The sequence below is a fragment of the Erythrobacter fulvus genome, from assembly GCF_028595285.1.
Taxonomy (GTDB): domain Bacteria; phylum Pseudomonadota; class Alphaproteobacteria; order Sphingomonadales; family Sphingomonadaceae; genus Erythrobacter; species Erythrobacter fulvus.
The window spans coordinates 193,882-208,010 of sequence record NZ_JAQQXQ010000006.1 but is presented as its reverse complement, the minus strand read 5'-3'; the positions used below and the strand labels follow the sequence as shown (position 1 = coordinate 208,010).

14 protein-coding genes and 1 tRNA gene are annotated in these 14,129 nt (G+C 64.8%); 8 read left to right on the top strand and 7 right to left on the bottom strand.

Translation table 11 applies throughout. The annotated features are described in order from the left end of the window. Window positions 1–7: 7 nt before the first annotated feature. Window positions 8–1,096, bottom strand: a complete 1,089-nt coding sequence (locus OIK40_RS09775; RefSeq protein WP_273678142.1) for a fatty acid desaturase family protein — start codon at window positions 1,094–1,096, stop codon at window positions 8–10. A 147-nt stretch (window positions 1,097–1,243) separates the two neighbouring features. Between OIK40_RS09775 and OIK40_RS09770 the strand changes: the two genes are divergently transcribed. Then, window positions 1,244–2,419, top strand: a complete 1,176-nt coding sequence (locus tag OIK40_RS09770; protein ID WP_273678141.1) for an N-acetyltransferase — start codon at window positions 1,244–1,246, stop codon at window positions 2,417–2,419. 278 nt (window positions 2,420–2,697) lie between these two features. Then, window positions 2,698–3,492, top strand: coding sequence for a response regulator (locus tag OIK40_RS09765; protein WP_273678140.1), 795 nt, complete (start codon window positions 2,698–2,700; stop codon window positions 3,490–3,492). Between the two features lie 12 nt (window positions 3,493–3,504). Here the strand turns inward: OIK40_RS09765 and OIK40_RS09760 are convergent, their stop codons facing one another. Next, window positions 3,505–5,115: a CHASE domain-containing protein gene (locus OIK40_RS09760; protein ID WP_273678139.1), complete on the bottom strand. Its 1,611-nt coding sequence runs from the start codon at window positions 5,113–5,115 to the stop codon at window positions 3,505–3,507. Between the two features lie 258 nt (window positions 5,116–5,373). Between OIK40_RS09760 and OIK40_RS09755 the strand changes: the two genes are divergently transcribed. Both OIK40_RS09755 and OIK40_RS09750 read left to right on the top strand, forming a co-directional pair. Continuing rightward, window positions 5,374–5,598: a NepR family anti-sigma factor gene (locus tag OIK40_RS09755; RefSeq protein WP_273678138.1), complete on the top strand. Its 225-nt coding sequence runs from the start codon at window positions 5,374–5,376 to the stop codon at window positions 5,596–5,598. Beyond that, the gene (locus OIK40_RS09750; RefSeq protein ID WP_273678137.1) at window positions 5,595–6,221 is read left to right on the top strand and encodes a sigma-70 family RNA polymerase sigma factor; all 627 of its coding nucleotides are present in this window, start codon (window positions 5,595–5,597) and stop codon (window positions 6,219–6,221) included. The genes OIK40_RS09755 and OIK40_RS09750 overlap by 4 nt, the downstream gene beginning before the upstream one ends. A gap of 66 nt (window positions 6,222–6,287) precedes the next feature. Here the strand turns inward: OIK40_RS09750 and OIK40_RS09745 are convergent, their stop codons facing one another. Both OIK40_RS09745 and OIK40_RS09740 read right to left on the bottom strand, forming a co-directional pair. Next, complete coding sequence (locus OIK40_RS09745) at window positions 6,288–6,896, bottom strand: superoxide dismutase (protein ID WP_273678136.1); 609 nt, start codon at window positions 6,894–6,896, stop codon at window positions 6,288–6,290. A gap of 73 nt (window positions 6,897–6,969) precedes the next feature. Continuing rightward, the gene (locus tag OIK40_RS09740; RefSeq protein ID WP_273678135.1) at window positions 6,970–8,262 is read right to left on the bottom strand and encodes a dicarboxylate/amino acid:cation symporter; all 1,293 of its coding nucleotides are present in this window, start codon (window positions 8,260–8,262) and stop codon (window positions 6,970–6,972) included. A gap of 98 nt (window positions 8,263–8,360) precedes the next feature. On the opposite strand from OIK40_RS09740, the gene glmM reads away from it, so the two are divergent. From glmM to thiD, 4 genes are all read left to right on the top strand, one after another. Beyond that, window positions 8,361–9,698, top strand: coding sequence for a phosphoglucosamine mutase (glmM, locus tag OIK40_RS09735; RefSeq protein ID WP_273678134.1), 1,338 nt, complete (start codon window positions 8,361–8,363; stop codon window positions 9,696–9,698). Window positions 9,699–9,709: 11 nt separating this feature from the next. Beyond that, window positions 9,710–9,934 carry a DUF1272 domain-containing protein gene (locus OIK40_RS09730; protein WP_273678133.1) on the top strand — a complete coding sequence of 75 codons (225 nt, stop codon included), beginning with the start codon at window positions 9,710–9,712 and terminating at the stop codon, window positions 9,932–9,934. A 254-nt stretch (window positions 9,935–10,188) separates the two neighbouring features. Beyond that, window positions 10,189–11,418 carry a hypothetical protein gene (locus OIK40_RS09725; RefSeq protein WP_273678132.1) on the top strand — a complete coding sequence of 410 codons (1,230 nt, stop codon included), beginning with the start codon at window positions 10,189–10,191 and terminating at the stop codon, window positions 11,416–11,418. A 194-nt stretch (window positions 11,419–11,612) separates the two neighbouring features. Further along, window positions 11,613–12,446, top strand: coding sequence for a bifunctional hydroxymethylpyrimidine kinase/phosphomethylpyrimidine kinase (gene thiD, locus OIK40_RS09720; protein WP_273678131.1), 834 nt, complete (start codon window positions 11,613–11,615; stop codon window positions 12,444–12,446). Window positions 12,447–12,476: 30 nt separating this feature from the next. Here the strand turns inward: thiD and OIK40_RS09715 are convergent, their stop codons facing one another. The 3 genes from OIK40_RS09715 to OIK40_RS09705 form a co-directional block, all read right to left on the bottom strand. Next, a complete protein-coding gene (locus tag OIK40_RS09715; protein ID WP_273678130.1) occupies window positions 12,477–13,013 on the bottom strand; it encodes a GNAT family N-acetyltransferase in 537 nt (178 codons plus the stop codon). Then, the gene (locus OIK40_RS09710; RefSeq protein WP_273678129.1) at window positions 12,994–13,869 is read right to left on the bottom strand and encodes an LOG family protein; all 876 of its coding nucleotides are present in this window, start codon (window positions 13,867–13,869) and stop codon (window positions 12,994–12,996) included. The genes OIK40_RS09715 and OIK40_RS09710 overlap by 20 nt, the downstream gene beginning before the upstream one ends. Window positions 13,870–13,975: 106 nt before the next feature. After that, window positions 13,976–14,049: transfer RNA gene (locus OIK40_RS09705), tRNA-Gln, on the bottom strand. Window positions 14,050–14,129: the final 80 nt, after the last annotated feature.

The following is a 14,129-nucleotide window of genomic DNA, read 5'->3' as shown; positions in this document are numbered from 1 at the left end:
TCGGGGCTTAGGCCCGCTTTCCCATCGTGCTTTTCGCGATCCGCGCCACCAGCACCAGCATGCCGGGATGGTTCGCGCCTTCATAGGTCGAACCCGTACCCAGCTCGCGCGCCAGACGACGGTGCGCCTCGGGCAGGTCGTGATAGGGCATCGAGGGCATCAGGTGGTGCAGCGCGTGATAACGCAGGCCGACCGGCGCCCAGATTTCCGCGGCGATACCCGGTGGAGGCACGTTCACGCTGTCGAGGAACTGCGCCGTCACCGTCATCGCCTCGCCCTCGTTCTCCCACAGGTGCGCCACCAGTGTGCGCAGCTGGTTGAGCAGGGCGGTCAGAGAAAGCACGCCCATCGCGATGGCAAGCGGTTGCCAGCCGATCACGAAGCTGCTGCCAATCAGCGCCCACGACCACACGAACACCCCCGCCTCCTGCCAGCGCACCCGCTTGGCAAAGTCGCCCTCGGGCGGACGGCGGCGGAAATCGGGGTTGATCGAGAGCGCCGAAAACCGCTCCCACGTGAAGCGGCGCACCGCCGGGATCAGCGCGCCGAGCGGCACCAGCACCGCCGCGCGCACCACCAGCGCCACCGGCGCGAGGATCGCGACGATCACGAACAGCGGCAGGCTCCACGGCTTCATCAGGGCCAAAGGCAGATATTCCGGGTCTTCCGGCGTGCCGTATTGCGTGCGCTTGTGATGGATCGTGTGCACGCCTTCGTACATGAAGCTGGGCATCAGCAAGGGGATGCCGACGAGCAGGTTCCACCACGTGCGGAAGCCGGGCAGCGCATCGCGATGGATATGGGTCAGCTCGTGAATGAACATCAGCGCGCGGTAGAGCGCCAGCGCCGCCACCAGTCCGGCGACGATCTGCACTGCAAGATCGGAAGAGAGGATCGTCACCGCGATGCCGGCATAGCCGATGACCGCCGACAGCAGCATGTCGGGCCAGTAGATACCGGGCTTTGCCTCGCCCAGCCCCTTTGTCAGGTCGCGCGCCGCGCGCAGCATGTCCTTGTCGTCCGCTTCCATGAACTGGACGCGGGTCGCCCGGGCGGGAGCGGCAGCGGCGGGATCAATGGTCTGATGCATGGTCATTTCTGGCTTAATCCGGTAAGGCCGCCCTACCCCAAATCGCGGGCTGCGCCAAACTTGTCCTGTCGGTGAGTGTAATCGATTGGCTTGCGTCAATGGCGCGGGCGAGACACAGACACCTTGATCGAAAGCAAATACGGGGCAGCACGCGTGTCAGATGCAATCACCACCCGATCAGAAATAAGCATCGAACCTGTTACCGACAAGCGCGGGCGGGCGGCCTTTGTCGATTGCGGGCGGGCCTTTTCGGCACGGCTCGAAAACTTCGTGCCGCAGATCAGGTCCGAACAGATCGAGCTGGTCGATCCGAACAAGAACCCGTTCTTCGGTCACGGGCGGGCACAGCTGTTCATCGCGCATCGCGGCGGGCGCGCGGTGGGGCGGATTTCGGCACATATCGACGAGCTGGCGCTGACCATGCCTGCCGATCAGGGCTTCGGCCCCGGCACCGGCTTCTTCGGCTATTTCGATGCAGAGGACGAAGGCGTCGCCCATGCGCTTCTCGCGACGGCCGAGGCGTGGCTTGCGGGCGAGGGGATGATGCGCGTGCTTGGCCCGATCTCGCTGTCGATCTGGGAGGAGCCTGGCCTGCTCGTGCGCGGGCAGGACCATCCGCCGATGATCATGATGGGCCACCATCCGGCACATTACGCGGGCTGGATCGAAGCGGCAGGCTATGCCCGTGCAAAGACGCTTTATACCTATGATCTCGACATCTCCCGTGAATTTCCGCCGCTGGTGCAGCGGATCGTGCAGTCGGGCCACAAGAACGCGCGCATCAATGTCCGGCGGGTGGACAAGAGCCGCTGGGATTCGGAAGTCCAGATCGTGCTCGGGATCCTCAACGATGCCTGGTCGGACAATTGGGGCTTTGTCCCCTTTACGCCGGAAGAGGTCGCCTATGCAGGCAAGAAGCTGCGCCCGATCATCAAGGAAGAACTGAACATGATCGCCGAGCTCGACGGGCGGCCGGTGGCTTTCATGCTGACCTTCCCCGACGTGAACGACGCGCTGGCGAAGATCGGGGGCAAGCTGTTCCCGTTCGGCTGGATCCACATGCTGCGCTGGCTGCGCTACCCCAAAGGCGCCGGGATGCGGGTGCCGCTGATGGGGGTGCTGAAAGAACTGCACAACAGCCGGATAGCCAGCCAGCTCGCCTTCATGATGATCGAGGCGATCCGGCAGGAAGCCAACGGAAAATTCCGGTCGTCCCGCGGCGAGCTGGGCTGGGTGCTGGAAGACAATCAGGGCATGCTCGCCATCGCCGACACCATCCAGAGCAAGATCAACCGCGAATACGCGATTTACGAAAAGAAGCTGGGGTAAGAAAAAAGCCCTCCGCTCGGGAGAGCGGAGGGCTTTCGGGATCGTATCACCAGCCGCTTGGACGGGAGGGGGGTCTCGGCGGTGACAAGCTCTAAATGAGCAAACTTGCGGTCGGTTCCCGCCCTGCAAAAAATTTTTTCATCACTTGTTGCGCGGGCCGGAACCGTCTTTGCGCGCCCGGTTTTGCAACAGGCGACGCGAAGCGCGGGAACCGCTATCCATCGCGAATCGCTTAGCCAATTACAGCACCATGCTGTCATCTCCAGCGGAGCCGACCAATGTCCCTCGCCAACCAGATCGCCGCGCACCTGCCCTATCTCCGCCGCTATGCCCGCGCGCTTACCGGTTCGCAAAACGCGGGCGATGCCTTCGTGCGGGCCATGCTCGAGGCGGCGATGGCGGATACAGCGCTGATGGGCGCGCTCGAAGGCGGGCGCGTCCCGCTCTATCGGGCCTTCACCAAGGTCTGGGAGAGCGCGCAGTCGGATAATGTGTTCGCAGGCGACAGCACCAGCGAGCACGAGGCGGGCGCACAGCACCGGCTCGGCACGATCACGCCGCCCGCGCGTCAGGCGCTGCTGCTGACCACGCTGGAGGATTTCACCATCCCCGAGGCCGCAGCAATCCTCGAACGCGACGTGCCCGAGGTTGAAGCGCTGGTGGCCGAGGCGGTGGCGGGGATCGACCGCGAACAGAAAACCTCGGTATTGATCATCGAGGACGAACCGCTGATCGCGATGCAGCTGGAAGATCTGGTCGGCGGGCTGGGCCACAAGATCTGCGGCACCGCGGCCACGCGCACGCAGGCGCGCGAAGTGGTGACGGAAGCCATGCCCGGGCTGGTGCTGGCCGACATCCAACTGGCCGACGGGTCATCGGGACTTGATGCAGTCGACGATATTCTCTCGCTCGGCAGCGTGCCGGTGATCTTCATCACCGCCTACCCCGAACGCCTGCTGACCGGCGACCGGCCCGAACCGACCTACCTCGTCACCAAGCCGTTCCAGGAAGCCACGGTTCGTGCGGCGATCAGCCAGGCGCTATTCTTCCGGTCCAGCAAGCCCTTGGGTTAGGAGCGGCAGACCCTAACCACCTTCTCTGATACGGAAATCCGCAGGACGGCGGATCGGCACGCGCATCACGCAAACCACGCCTTCGGGCCGGAAATCGAGCGCGACCGGCTGGCGCAATTCGTGGGCGACGATCTTCTCGATCAGCTCGGTGCCGAAGCCGCGGCGGCGCTCGCCCGCCACCGGCGGGCCGCCGCTCTCGCGCCATTCGACTTCGGCCAGATGTTCGCCCGCCATTTGCCAGCTTATCGTCACCTGCCCTTCGGCAACGCTCAAAGCCCCGTACTTGGCGGCGTTGGTGGCCAGTTCGTGCACCGCCAGCCCGAAGGACAGCGCGTCGTTGGGTGCCAGCTCCAGCGGCGGCCCGTCGAGCAGGATCGCATCGTCGATGGCAAGGCGGAAATGCTGCAGCTCCGCCTCGATCACGGACCGGATCGGAGTGGTGCCCCAATCGGTAACGGTAAGCAGATCGTGGGTTGCGGACAGCGCGCGGATGCGCCCTTCGAGACTGTCGGCAAATTCGTCGAGATCGCGCGTGCGCCGCCGGGTCAACGACAGGATCGACAACACATTGGCAAGCGTGTTCTTGACCCGGTGATTGAGCTCGCGGGTCAGCGAATTGCGGATCGAATGCTGTTCCTCGAAAAAGGCGAGGCGCGACTGGTCTTCATAGGCCTGCTGGGTCAGCAATCGTGCCAGCAACATCAGCAGGCTCGCCAGCGCGAGGCCGAACAGCAACGTCACCATCGATAGCGGCGCCAGCATCCGTGCATTGGCGGATTCGACCACCAGCAACAGCTTGCGGTTGGCGATCGTCACCTGCTCCTCAACCCGCTCGCTCGCGGCATCATTGATCGAATGGGTCACCAGCAGGTGTCCGGTGCTGGCCTCGCCGTCATACAGGCGCACGCCGAAATCCTCGGGCGCCTTGCCGATTATCGCGGCGTCGAGAAATTCGCGCGCCCGGAACGGAGTGTAAACGAAGCCGATCAGCCGCCGGTCACCCTCGCCGAAAGTGCGGAACACAGGCATGTAGATCGCGAAAGCGGGGAGATTGCCCGATTGTTCCTGCTCCAGCACGATCCGGCCCGACGCGGTCGGGCGGCGAGCCAGTTCGGCCTCGGCCATGGCGGCGGCACGGGCCGGGTCGGAATACATGTCATAACCCAGCGCGCGGCGGTTACGGGGATTTTCGGGGGCGAACATCGTCACCGGCGCAATCCGCCCCGTGGTGGCGACCGGTGTGGGATAGATGTCGGGAAAACCGGGCTGGCGCGCGCGCACCTTGGCCATGAAGGCGGGCACGTCGGGCGTTTCCAGCACCGGCAGCCAGCCAATCCCTTCCGCGCCGGGGTAATCCATGTCGAGCCGCAGCGCGCGCACGAAATTGTCGAATGTCTCGGGGCTCACGTCCGCGCTGCTGGCGAACAGCGCCGCACCGGCACGCAGATAGGAGGAAAAACTGTTGCTGCTGCGATCAAGCCCGGCAGCGACGCTTTGCGCATATTCGCGCATCAGCGCGCGTTCGCGGGCGCGGGCATTGCTTTCGATCGCAAACACGCTCAGCGCCGTGATCGCCGCGATGGCAAGGAAGATCGCCAGCGGGATCGCACGCGGATAAAGCACCAGCCAGCGCCTTGCGCGGCTGCCAGCCGGGGCCGCCGGAGCATCGTGTTCGGGAATGGGATCGAGGCTCTGGATGGGTCGTGGTCCTGCTGCGCCGGGTCTTGCGGGCGGAACCAAACATATGGCGCATCGTTCCCGAACAGTCCAAGCGCGTTTGCGTTACGGCAATCGCGGCGGCTTGTGCTATGGCATCCCGAGCACGCGCGCCGCACAAGCGGCGCTGTGCGCCCCAAGGGATCAGGGATAACGACAAGCATCATGACCTCAGACCGAAAACCGCCCCCTCCACGCTCCGGCCAGCCGGAGCGCGCGCCGGAATGGGCCGATGGTCTGAAGCAGCTTTATGATTCGGTCGTCGAGGAAGACCTGCCCGACAGTTTCAAGGATCTGCTGGCCAAGCTCGACGAGATCGATCCCAAGCGTGCAGCGGCACAAGGCGGCAATCCTTCGCAATCCCCGGATGACCGGGGAGCGCGTCGATGAGCGACAGCGACCCTGCCAGCGCGAGCTCGCGCACGGCCTCGGAAAAGGCCGATTTCAAACGTGAACTGACCGAAGTCGTGCCGCACCTGCGCGCCTTCGCCCGCGGATTGTGCGGCCGTCCCGATATGGCCGATGATCTGGTGCAGGAAACGCTGCTGAAGGCCTGGGCCGCGCAGGAACGGTTCGAACCCGGCACCTCGATGCGCGCCTGGACCTTCGTGATCCTGCGCAATGCCTATCTCACCGACATGCGCCGCAACCGCTTCCGCGGCGAATATGACGAGGGCGTGGCCGAACGCATCCTGACCGCGCCCGCCGGACAGGAGGAACCGATCCACCTGTCAGACCTGCACCGCGCGCTGCTGACGCTTCAGCCCGAACGGCGCGAGGCGCTGCTGCTGGTGGGTGCGGGCGGTTTTTCCTACGAGGAAGCCGCCGAGATCTGCGGCTGTGCGGTCGGCACGATCAAGAGCCGCGTGGGCCGCGCCCGTGCGACGCTGACCGAAATGCTCGCCAACGGCAACATCCCGCGCCGTTCCACCGATGACGACGCGGCCCACCGCGCGATTCTGGAAGAACTGGACGAGGTCGCCGCCGGCAACCTGTCGAGCGCCAAGCCCTGACAGCAAAAAGGCCCGCCGCATTTCTGCGGGCGGGCCTCTGCGTTAATCCGAAACCGGACGGACGGCTCAGGCGTAGGTCCACACCGTGCCGCGCGCGAGGTTTTCGGACGCGAAGGCAAGGTTCAGCTTCCCTTCGACCACCGCATCGAGATAGCTCGGACGCTTGTTCTGGTGATCGAGGTAATAGGCGTGCTCCCACACGTCGAGCACCAGCAGCGGGTTGAAGCCGCTATCGGCCAGCGTATCGGCATCGTGGGTTTCCTCGATCGACAGCTTGCCGCCCTTTTCGGCCAGCCACACCCAGCCGGACGCGAAGTGGCCCGCGCCGCGATCCTTGAGCTGCTGCTTCAGCGCGTCGAGCGAGCCGAAAGCCTCGTCGATCTTGGCGGCAAGATCAGCCGAAGGCGCGGTGCTCGAAGGGGCCATGGAGTGCCAGTAGAAGGCGTGGTTCCAGGTCTGCGCCGAATTGTTGAACAGACCCTGGTTGGTCCCGCGCGAGGCGGCGATGATCGCTTCGAGCGAAGCGTCGGCATGGGCCGTGCCTTCGATCGCGGCGTTCATCTTGTCGACATAGGTCTGGTGGTGCTTGCCGTGGTGGAACGACAGCGTCTCGGCCGAAATCGCCGGAGCCAGCGCGTCGGCGGCATAAGGAAGCGGGGAGAGTTGGAAAGCCATGGGTTTCTCCGTGTTGGGATGAAAAACGAGGGTTATGTATCAACAACGCCCGTGAGGGCGAAGGGTTGCAGCATTACGACGAGCCACTAGCGGCGCGCGACGAGCGGTCAACTGCGCTTGTGACAGCAACGTTCATCGTCACATTGCCGAGCGTGCGCATCAGATCGGGCAGCATCTCGACCGCGACCAGCAGCGCCAGCGGTTCCACCGGCACGCCCATCGCCAGCGCGATCGGTCCGATCGAGACGACGAAGCTGATCGAACCGGGCAGGCTGACCGCCGACAGGCTGATCAGCGCAGCGATCAGGATACCGGCGACTGCGATGGCGGGCGGCACTTCGATCCCGGCAAGCGCGGCAATGTAATAGACCACCGCAAGGTTCATCGCCGCGCTGGTGGCGCGGAAAATCACCACCGCCAGCGGCAGCACGAATTCGGCGGTCGATGCGCGCAGGTTCAGGCGGCTTGCGGAATCGAGCATCGCTGGCAAGCTGGCGAGCGAGCTTTGCGTGGACAGCGCGACCGCCTGCGCAGGCAGAACCGCCGCCGCGAAGCGGAGGAACCCCGTGCGCCCGATGGCAACCGCGATGGCATAGGCCAGCACGAGGATGAAGGTGCCCATCGCGGTCACGGTCAGCACGTAATGACCGAGCGCGGCGAAGGCGCCCCCGCCGCTCTGCACGCCCACGCCGTAAGCCAGTGCGAACACGCCCACGGGTGCCACAGCCAGCACCCAGCCGATGATCAGCAGCATGACATTGCCGAGCGCGTGGAAGAAGCCGAGCAACCTTTCGCTCTGATCCTCCGGCAGGCGGGTGATCGCGACGGCGAACATCACGAAGAAGATCGTTAGCGGCAGCATCGCGGTCTCGGCGGCGGCGGCGACGATGTTGGGAGAGACCAGCGAACGGAAGAAATCCAGCACCTGCGGAACCTCGCCCACGTCGGTCGGCGCCTGCGCCAGAAACGCGCCTGCGCCTTGCGGCACGGGAAAAATGTCCAGCAAAGCCGGCATGGCCAGCGATGCAAAGGCGCCGCCTGCCAGCTGCACCGCCACCATCAGCAGCAGCATCGCCCGCGCCACCGTGCCGACCCGCGCGGCCATGATCATCTGCACCAGCCCCAGCACCAGCAGCGCGGCGACCAGCGGGATGATCGTCATCTGCAGCGCGCGCAGCCACAATCCGCCGACCAGATCGGCGGTTTCGGCGATACCCGCAGGTGCCTCCAGCGCGGCGCCTGCGATCCCGGCCAGCAGACCGCCGATCAGAGCTGCGAATGTCAGCGCAACCGGCAGGCGGATCGGCACCAGTGCGAATTTCCCGCCCGCACCGCCACCGGCGCCGGCGTTGTCACCTTCAAGCAATTTCGTTTCCTTCCGCGGGCGGCTTGCCCTTCCCTTTGCGCGATAACCGCGCCAGAAGCGCGAGACAATCTTGACCGAGGGACGGGGTAGGCGAATTCATGGCACGCAAGCTGTTCGGAACCGACGGCATCAGGGGCCGCACCAATGACGGCGTTATGACCGCGGCGACTGCGATGAAGGTCGGACAGGCGGCCGGACGCCACTTCGTGCGCGGCGGACACCGGCACCGGGTGGTGATCGGCAAGGACACCCGCCTGTCGGGCTACATGATGGAAAGCGCGCTGGTGGCGGGCTTCACCTCGGTCGGGATCGACGTGATCATGACCGGGCCTTTGCCGACCCCGGCGATCGCCCTGCTCACCCGCGAAATGCGCGCCGATCTCGGCGTGATGATCTCTGCCAGCCACAATCCTTTCCCCGACAACGGCATCAAGCTGTTCGGCCCTGACGGCTTCAAGCTGTCGGACGAGGCCGAGGCCGAAATCGAACGGCTGATGGAAACCGACATCCCGCTTGCCCCGGCGGAAAAGATCGGCCGCGCGCGCCGGATCGAGGATGCGCGCGGGCGCTATATCCATGCGGTCAAGCAGTCGGTAGCGGCGGAAATCCGCTTCGATGGCCTCAAGGTGGTGGTCGATTGCGCCAATGGTGCGGCCTATCAGGTTGCACCCAGCGCGATCTGGGAGCTGGGCGCGGATGTGATCGCAGTGGGGGTTACCCCCAACGGCACCAATATCAACGACGGCGTCGGCTCCACCGCAATTGCCGCCTTGCAGGCAAAGGTGGTCGAGGAAGGTGCGGATATCGGCATTGCGCTCGACGGCGATGCCGACCGGCTGATCGTGGTCGACGAGAAAGGCCGCGCGGTCGATGGCGACCAGATCATGGCGCTGATCGCCACCCGTATGCAGGAACGCGGAAGCCTTCGCGGCGGCGGGATCGTGGCGACGGTAATGAGCAATCTCGGGCTCGAACGCTACCTTGCCGGGATCGGCCTGACGCTGGAGCGCACCAAGGTGGGCGACCGCTACGTGCTCGAACGGATGAAGGAAGGCGGGTTCAATGTGGGCGGCGAGCAGTCGGGCCACATGATCCTGCTTGATCACGCCACCACCGGCGACGGGACGGTCGCGGCGCTTCGGGTGCTGGCCAGCCTCGTCCGGTCGGGCAAGCCTGCCAGCGAGCTGCTGCACGTGTTCGATCCCGTCCCGCAGCTGCTCAAGAACGTGCGCTACGAAGGCGGGAAACCGCTGGAAAACCCGCAGGTGCAGGCGGTGATCGCCGAGGCGGAAGCCGCGCTGGCGGGCAAGGGCCGCCTTGTGATCCGCCCTTCGGGCACAGAACCCGTCATCCGCGTGATGGCCGAAGGCGACGATCAGGCACAGGTCGAACAGGTGGTCGACGCCATTTGCGAAGCCGTGCGGGCGGCGGTGTAGGAGAACTGGCAATGCTCGAAATGCGCCCCGATTGCGAAACCTGCGGCAATGATCTTCCGGCAGAGGCGCCCGGCGCCTTCATCTGCTCGTTCGAATGCACCTTCTGCGCCGAATGCGCCGAGGATCTGGACGATCGCTGTCCCAATTGCGGGGGCGAGCTGATGGACCGGCCCACGCGCGCCAAGGCGCTTCATGCGAAGTATCCGCCCTCGACCCAGCGCAGGTTCAAGGGCTGAACGGGATCGGCCGCGTCCGCTTTGCCGCGATCCGGACCAAAAGCAGACATTCGGCTTGCGAGCCCAAAGCCGCCACTCGAACATGTGAAGGAAAAATCGGGGTTCTTGAGCGGGACGCGCGACAGAGATCAATCGCGGTGGGTAGCTGACCCGAGCGGCATGGGTCGCCCGTGATGGGCGGCTACCCTGGTGGCCTTGACCTAAATACTAAGCTATTTGCTCACTGATTGCGGCGTGTTTGGGGGGAGATGCAGATGAGAAATTTGGTGGCGGTCATCGCGGCCTTTTGTGCCGTTACTACCGTTTCAGCGTCCGCTCAGGAAGTCGGTGCGAAGGGACATCACCTGTTCGTCTGGGCGGGCGACCGTGCCAAGACAGACAAGAACTTCATCGCGGTGATTGATGCAGATCCCGCCTCGCCTACCTACGGCCAACTGCTCGCCAGTGCGGCAACCGACCAGACCAGCAACAACCCGCATCATACTGAATACGTCATGCCCGCGAGCGCCAAGCTGTTCGCCAATGATCATGACGCGGGCCGCACGGTCGTGATGGATCTTACCGAACCGCTTCGTCCGAAGGAGATCGCGGTCTTTGGTAATCTGGCAGGCTATGCCATGCCACACAGCTTCTTGCGCCTTCCTAATGGCAACGTGCTGGCAAGCTTCCAATATGCGGCTCACGGTGATCATGCGGGGCATGATGTCATGGCGATGAGCGGCACGAGCGGAGGGATCGTCGAGATTACTGAGGCTGGGACTGCGGTGCGCGCCGCGAGCAATGTCGACCCGGCGTTCGGCAACGAGGGCCTCTTGCCCTACAGCCTTGCCGTGCTTCCCGGGATCGACCGGGTGCTGGTTACTAACTCGCCAATGGGCGATGATTATCTGCTGACCAGCAACACGTATCAAATCTTCCGCTTATCCGACCTGAAGCTGCTTGGAACCCACCGGCTCGATCCGGGGCCGAGCCTCAGCGGACATATCTCCCCGGAGGAGGCACGCGTTGCGGCCGATGGATCGGTCTATATCCAGACGTTGTCTTGCGGGGTGCAGCGGGTAACCGGGTTGGACACGCCGCAGCCAGTTGCACGGCTGGTGCACCAGTTCACCGGCAGTTGGTGCGGCGTGCCGACGATTGTCGGAAATTACCTTATCCAATCTGTGCCGGCGATCCACGGCTTCGTTGTGCTCGACATCAGCGACGGCGAGAAGGTGCGGGAAGTTGCCCAGCTCGTCATCGACGACAAGTATGCATCGCATTGGACCGGCTGGGACCCCAAAGCGAAGCGGCTGGTCGTCACGTCGGGCCGCGAAGGCGATCGCACTTACCTGCTCAAGCTTGACGAGGCCACGGGCGAGCTTTCGATCGACGAGGCATTCCGGGACGTGGACGGCAAGGTTGGCTTCAGCTTCGATGCCCGGGCTTGGCCGCACGGTTTCACAGGCTCGGCCAAGCCGCACGGCGCGGTCTTCACACGGTAGCGGGACATGAGCAGCCGGTGCGCGGCGGAACCCGCACATGCCTTGCGGCACCGCCTATTGAAGAAATGCGCTATCCGCTTCCCACCCATCACCGGTCATGACGCAAGGCATCGGGCATTCCTGAAAGCCGCCCTCCGGCGCAATTCCTGCAAAAACCATCCCCGCGAATGCGCAGGCTTGCTATGGCGCGGGGCATGACCAGCCCCTCCCCTACCCGCCCCCTTCCGCGCATCCTCAGCATTGCCGGCTCCGATTCGTCGGGAGGTGCCGGCATCCAGGCCGACCTCAAGACCATCGCGATGCTCGGCGGATACGGCATGACCGCGATCACCGCCGTCACCGCGCAGAATTCTGTCGGGGTGCAGGCGATTGCGCCGATGGCGGGCGACATGGTGGCCGAACAGATCGCCTCCTGCATCACCGACATCGGCGTGGACGCCGTCAAGATCGGGATGCTGCATGATGCCGACATTATCGCCCACGTCGCCCGCGCGCTGGAGGGCGTGAAGGCGCCGATCGTGCTCGATCCGGTGATGATCGCCACCAGCGGCGCGGCGCTGATCGATCCCGAGGCGATCGCGGCCCTGCGCGAACTGCTGTTCCCGCGCGCGGCGTTGATCACGCCCAACCTGCCCGAACTCGGCCACCTGCTCGGCCGCAGCCTCTCCACCAGCGAACAGATGGTCGAAGCCGCCGAGGAATTGTCGCAGATGACAGGCGCAGCGGTGCTGGCCAAAGGCGGGCATACCTCGGACGCGCGGATTATCGACGTGCTCTACATGCCCGGTTCGGTGGCGGGCGAGGCGCGGGCGCTGCATTTCGAGCATGCCCGGATCAATACGCCGCACACCCATGGCACCGGCTGCACGCTGTCATCGGCGATTGCGACGCTGCTGGGCCACGGCCAACCCTTGGAACACGCGGTCAGGCTCGGCCGCCACTTCGTGATACGCGCGATCGAGGCCGCGCCCGGTTTCGGCGCGGGGAACGGCCCGCTCGGGCATCACGCGGTGCGGCGGCTGGATTGACGGGAAGTAGGAGCGCGCCGGACGCAAGGCCTATGCCCGCGCCTGCCAATCCTCCCGCGACAGGGCGAAATAGACCGAATCGCACCACTGGCCGGCGATGCACCATGTCCGCTCGGCTCGGTGGGTTTCGGCAAACCCGAGCTTTTCCAGTAGCCGTATCGAGCCCGCATTGCGCGGATCGACATCCGCGACCAGGCGCGCCTGTCCGTAGAGCGTAAAGGCGCGCGCGATGATCGGCACCAGCGCCTCGCTGGCGATGCCTTGTCCCCACATCGCCGGATCGATGATGTAACCGACATCGGGAAAGCGAAAGAAACCCGCCTTACCGATGGCGCGCCCCTGATATTCGATGATGAAATCGTCGCACTCGTCTGGCCCTGTCGCAGCCATTGCCGCCAGCCAGTCGCGGGTCTGCGCCCCGGTCTCGTGCGGCGGGGTTGACCAGAAGGCCATGGCCTGCGGATTGCTCAGGATCGCGTGCATGGCCGCGAAATCCGCTTCCGGCCGCACCCGGCGCAGCACCAGCCGCGCGGTGCAGATAACCGGATCAGTCTTCGGACAGCTCATAGAAGCCGGCGATGCTGGCCCATGCCTCTTCGGCGGTTTCGCACCATGTGAACAGATCAAGATCGGCCTTGGAGATCGTGCCTTCCTCGGCCAGCGCCTCGAAATCGATCACCCGCGTCCAGAAATCCTTGCCGAACAGGATGATCGGGATCGGCTTCATCTTGCCGGTCTGGATCAGGGTCAGCAGCTCGAAGAATTCGTCGAACGTCCCGAACCCGCCCGGGAACACCGCCACCGCCCGCGCGCGCAGCAGGAAGTGCATCTTGCGCAGCGCGAAGTAGTGGAACTGGAAGCTGAGATAGGGCGTCACATAGGGATTGGGCGCCTGTTCGTGCGGCAACACGATGTTGAGCCCGATCGATTCGCTGCCCGCGTCCGACGCGCCGCGATTGCCGGCCTCCATGATCGACGGCCCGCCGCCGGTGGTGACGACGAACTGGCGCTTGCCGTCCTCGATGATCGCCTTTTCGCTGACCATCCGCGCCAGCTTGTAGGCCTCGTCGTAATACTTCGCCTTCTCGGCGAGGCGCTGCGCCACCTTGCGATCATATTCGCTGCCCTGCTGCGCCGCTTCCAGACGCGCTTCGGCCTGCGCCGGCGACGGAATGCGGGCGGAGCCGTACATCACCATGGTCGAGCCGACCCGCGCCTCGTCGAGCAGCATCTCGGTCTTGAGCAATTCCAGCTGGAAGCGCACCGGCCGCAGCTCGTCGCGCAGCAGGAAATCGGTATCGCGGAACGCCAGCTTGTAGGCCGGATGCGCGGTCTGCGGGGTGCGCTCGGGCACGCCCTCGGCAAAACGGGTTTCCTCGCCCGCACGGTAGAACTTGCGGTTCGTCAGGTCTTTGTCGGTCATGTCCAGACCCCTAGTAGTCCCCCGTCAGACCCGCAATAGGCGACGCTCGCGCGGTGTTTCACGTGGAACACGCGGGGGCTGGCGGGCAATGGTGTGATGGTGTTGCTGGATGCCCCGCAAGGATTCGAACCTTGATTGACGGAGTCAGAGTCCGCTCTCTTACCATTAGAGGACGGGGCATTGGCATTCCGGCGGACGGGGCCCGACGGGGTCAGCGAGGGCGCTCCCTAGTTTTATGCGCGGCCAAGGTCAAGGCCATG

Bases quoted from the DNA above. Each gene is read 5' to 3' on its own strand.
- OIK40_RS09755 (WP_273678138.1), top strand. From the start codon at position 5,374: ATGACCTCAGACCGAAAACCGCCCCCTCCACGCTCCGGCCAGCCGGAG.
- OIK40_RS09745 (WP_273678136.1), bottom strand. From the start codon at position 6,896: ATGGCTTTCCAACTCTCCCCGCTTCCTTATGCCGCCGACGCGCTGGCT.
- OIK40_RS09765 (WP_273678140.1), top strand. From the start codon at position 2,698: ATGTCCCTCGCCAACCAGATCGCCGCGCACCTGCCCTATCTCCGCCGC.
- OIK40_RS09710 (WP_273678129.1), bottom strand. From the start codon at position 13,869: ATGACCGACAAAGACCTGACGAACCGCAAGTTCTACCGTGCGGGCGAG.
- OIK40_RS09750 (WP_273678137.1), top strand. From the start codon at position 5,595: ATGAGCGACAGCGACCCTGCCAGCGCGAGCTCGCGCACGGCCTCGGAA.
- OIK40_RS09725 (WP_273678132.1), top strand. From the start codon at position 10,189: ATGAGAAATTTGGTGGCGGTCATCGCGGCCTTTTGTGCCGTTACTACC.
- thiD (WP_273678131.1), top strand. From the start codon at position 11,613: ATGACCAGCCCCTCCCCTACCCGCCCCCTTCCGCGCATCCTCAGCATT.
- OIK40_RS09715 (WP_273678130.1), bottom strand. From the start codon at position 13,013: ATGAGCTGTCCGAAGACTGATCCGGTTATCTGCACCGCGCGGCTGGTG.
- OIK40_RS09730 (WP_273678133.1), top strand. From the start codon at position 9,710: ATGCTCGAAATGCGCCCCGATTGCGAAACCTGCGGCAATGATCTTCCG.
- glmM (WP_273678134.1), top strand. From the start codon at position 8,361: ATGGCACGCAAGCTGTTCGGAACCGACGGCATCAGGGGCCGCACCAAT.
- OIK40_RS09775 (WP_273678142.1), bottom strand. From the start codon at position 1,096: ATGACCATGCATCAGACCATTGATCCCGCCGCTGCCGCTCCCGCCCGG.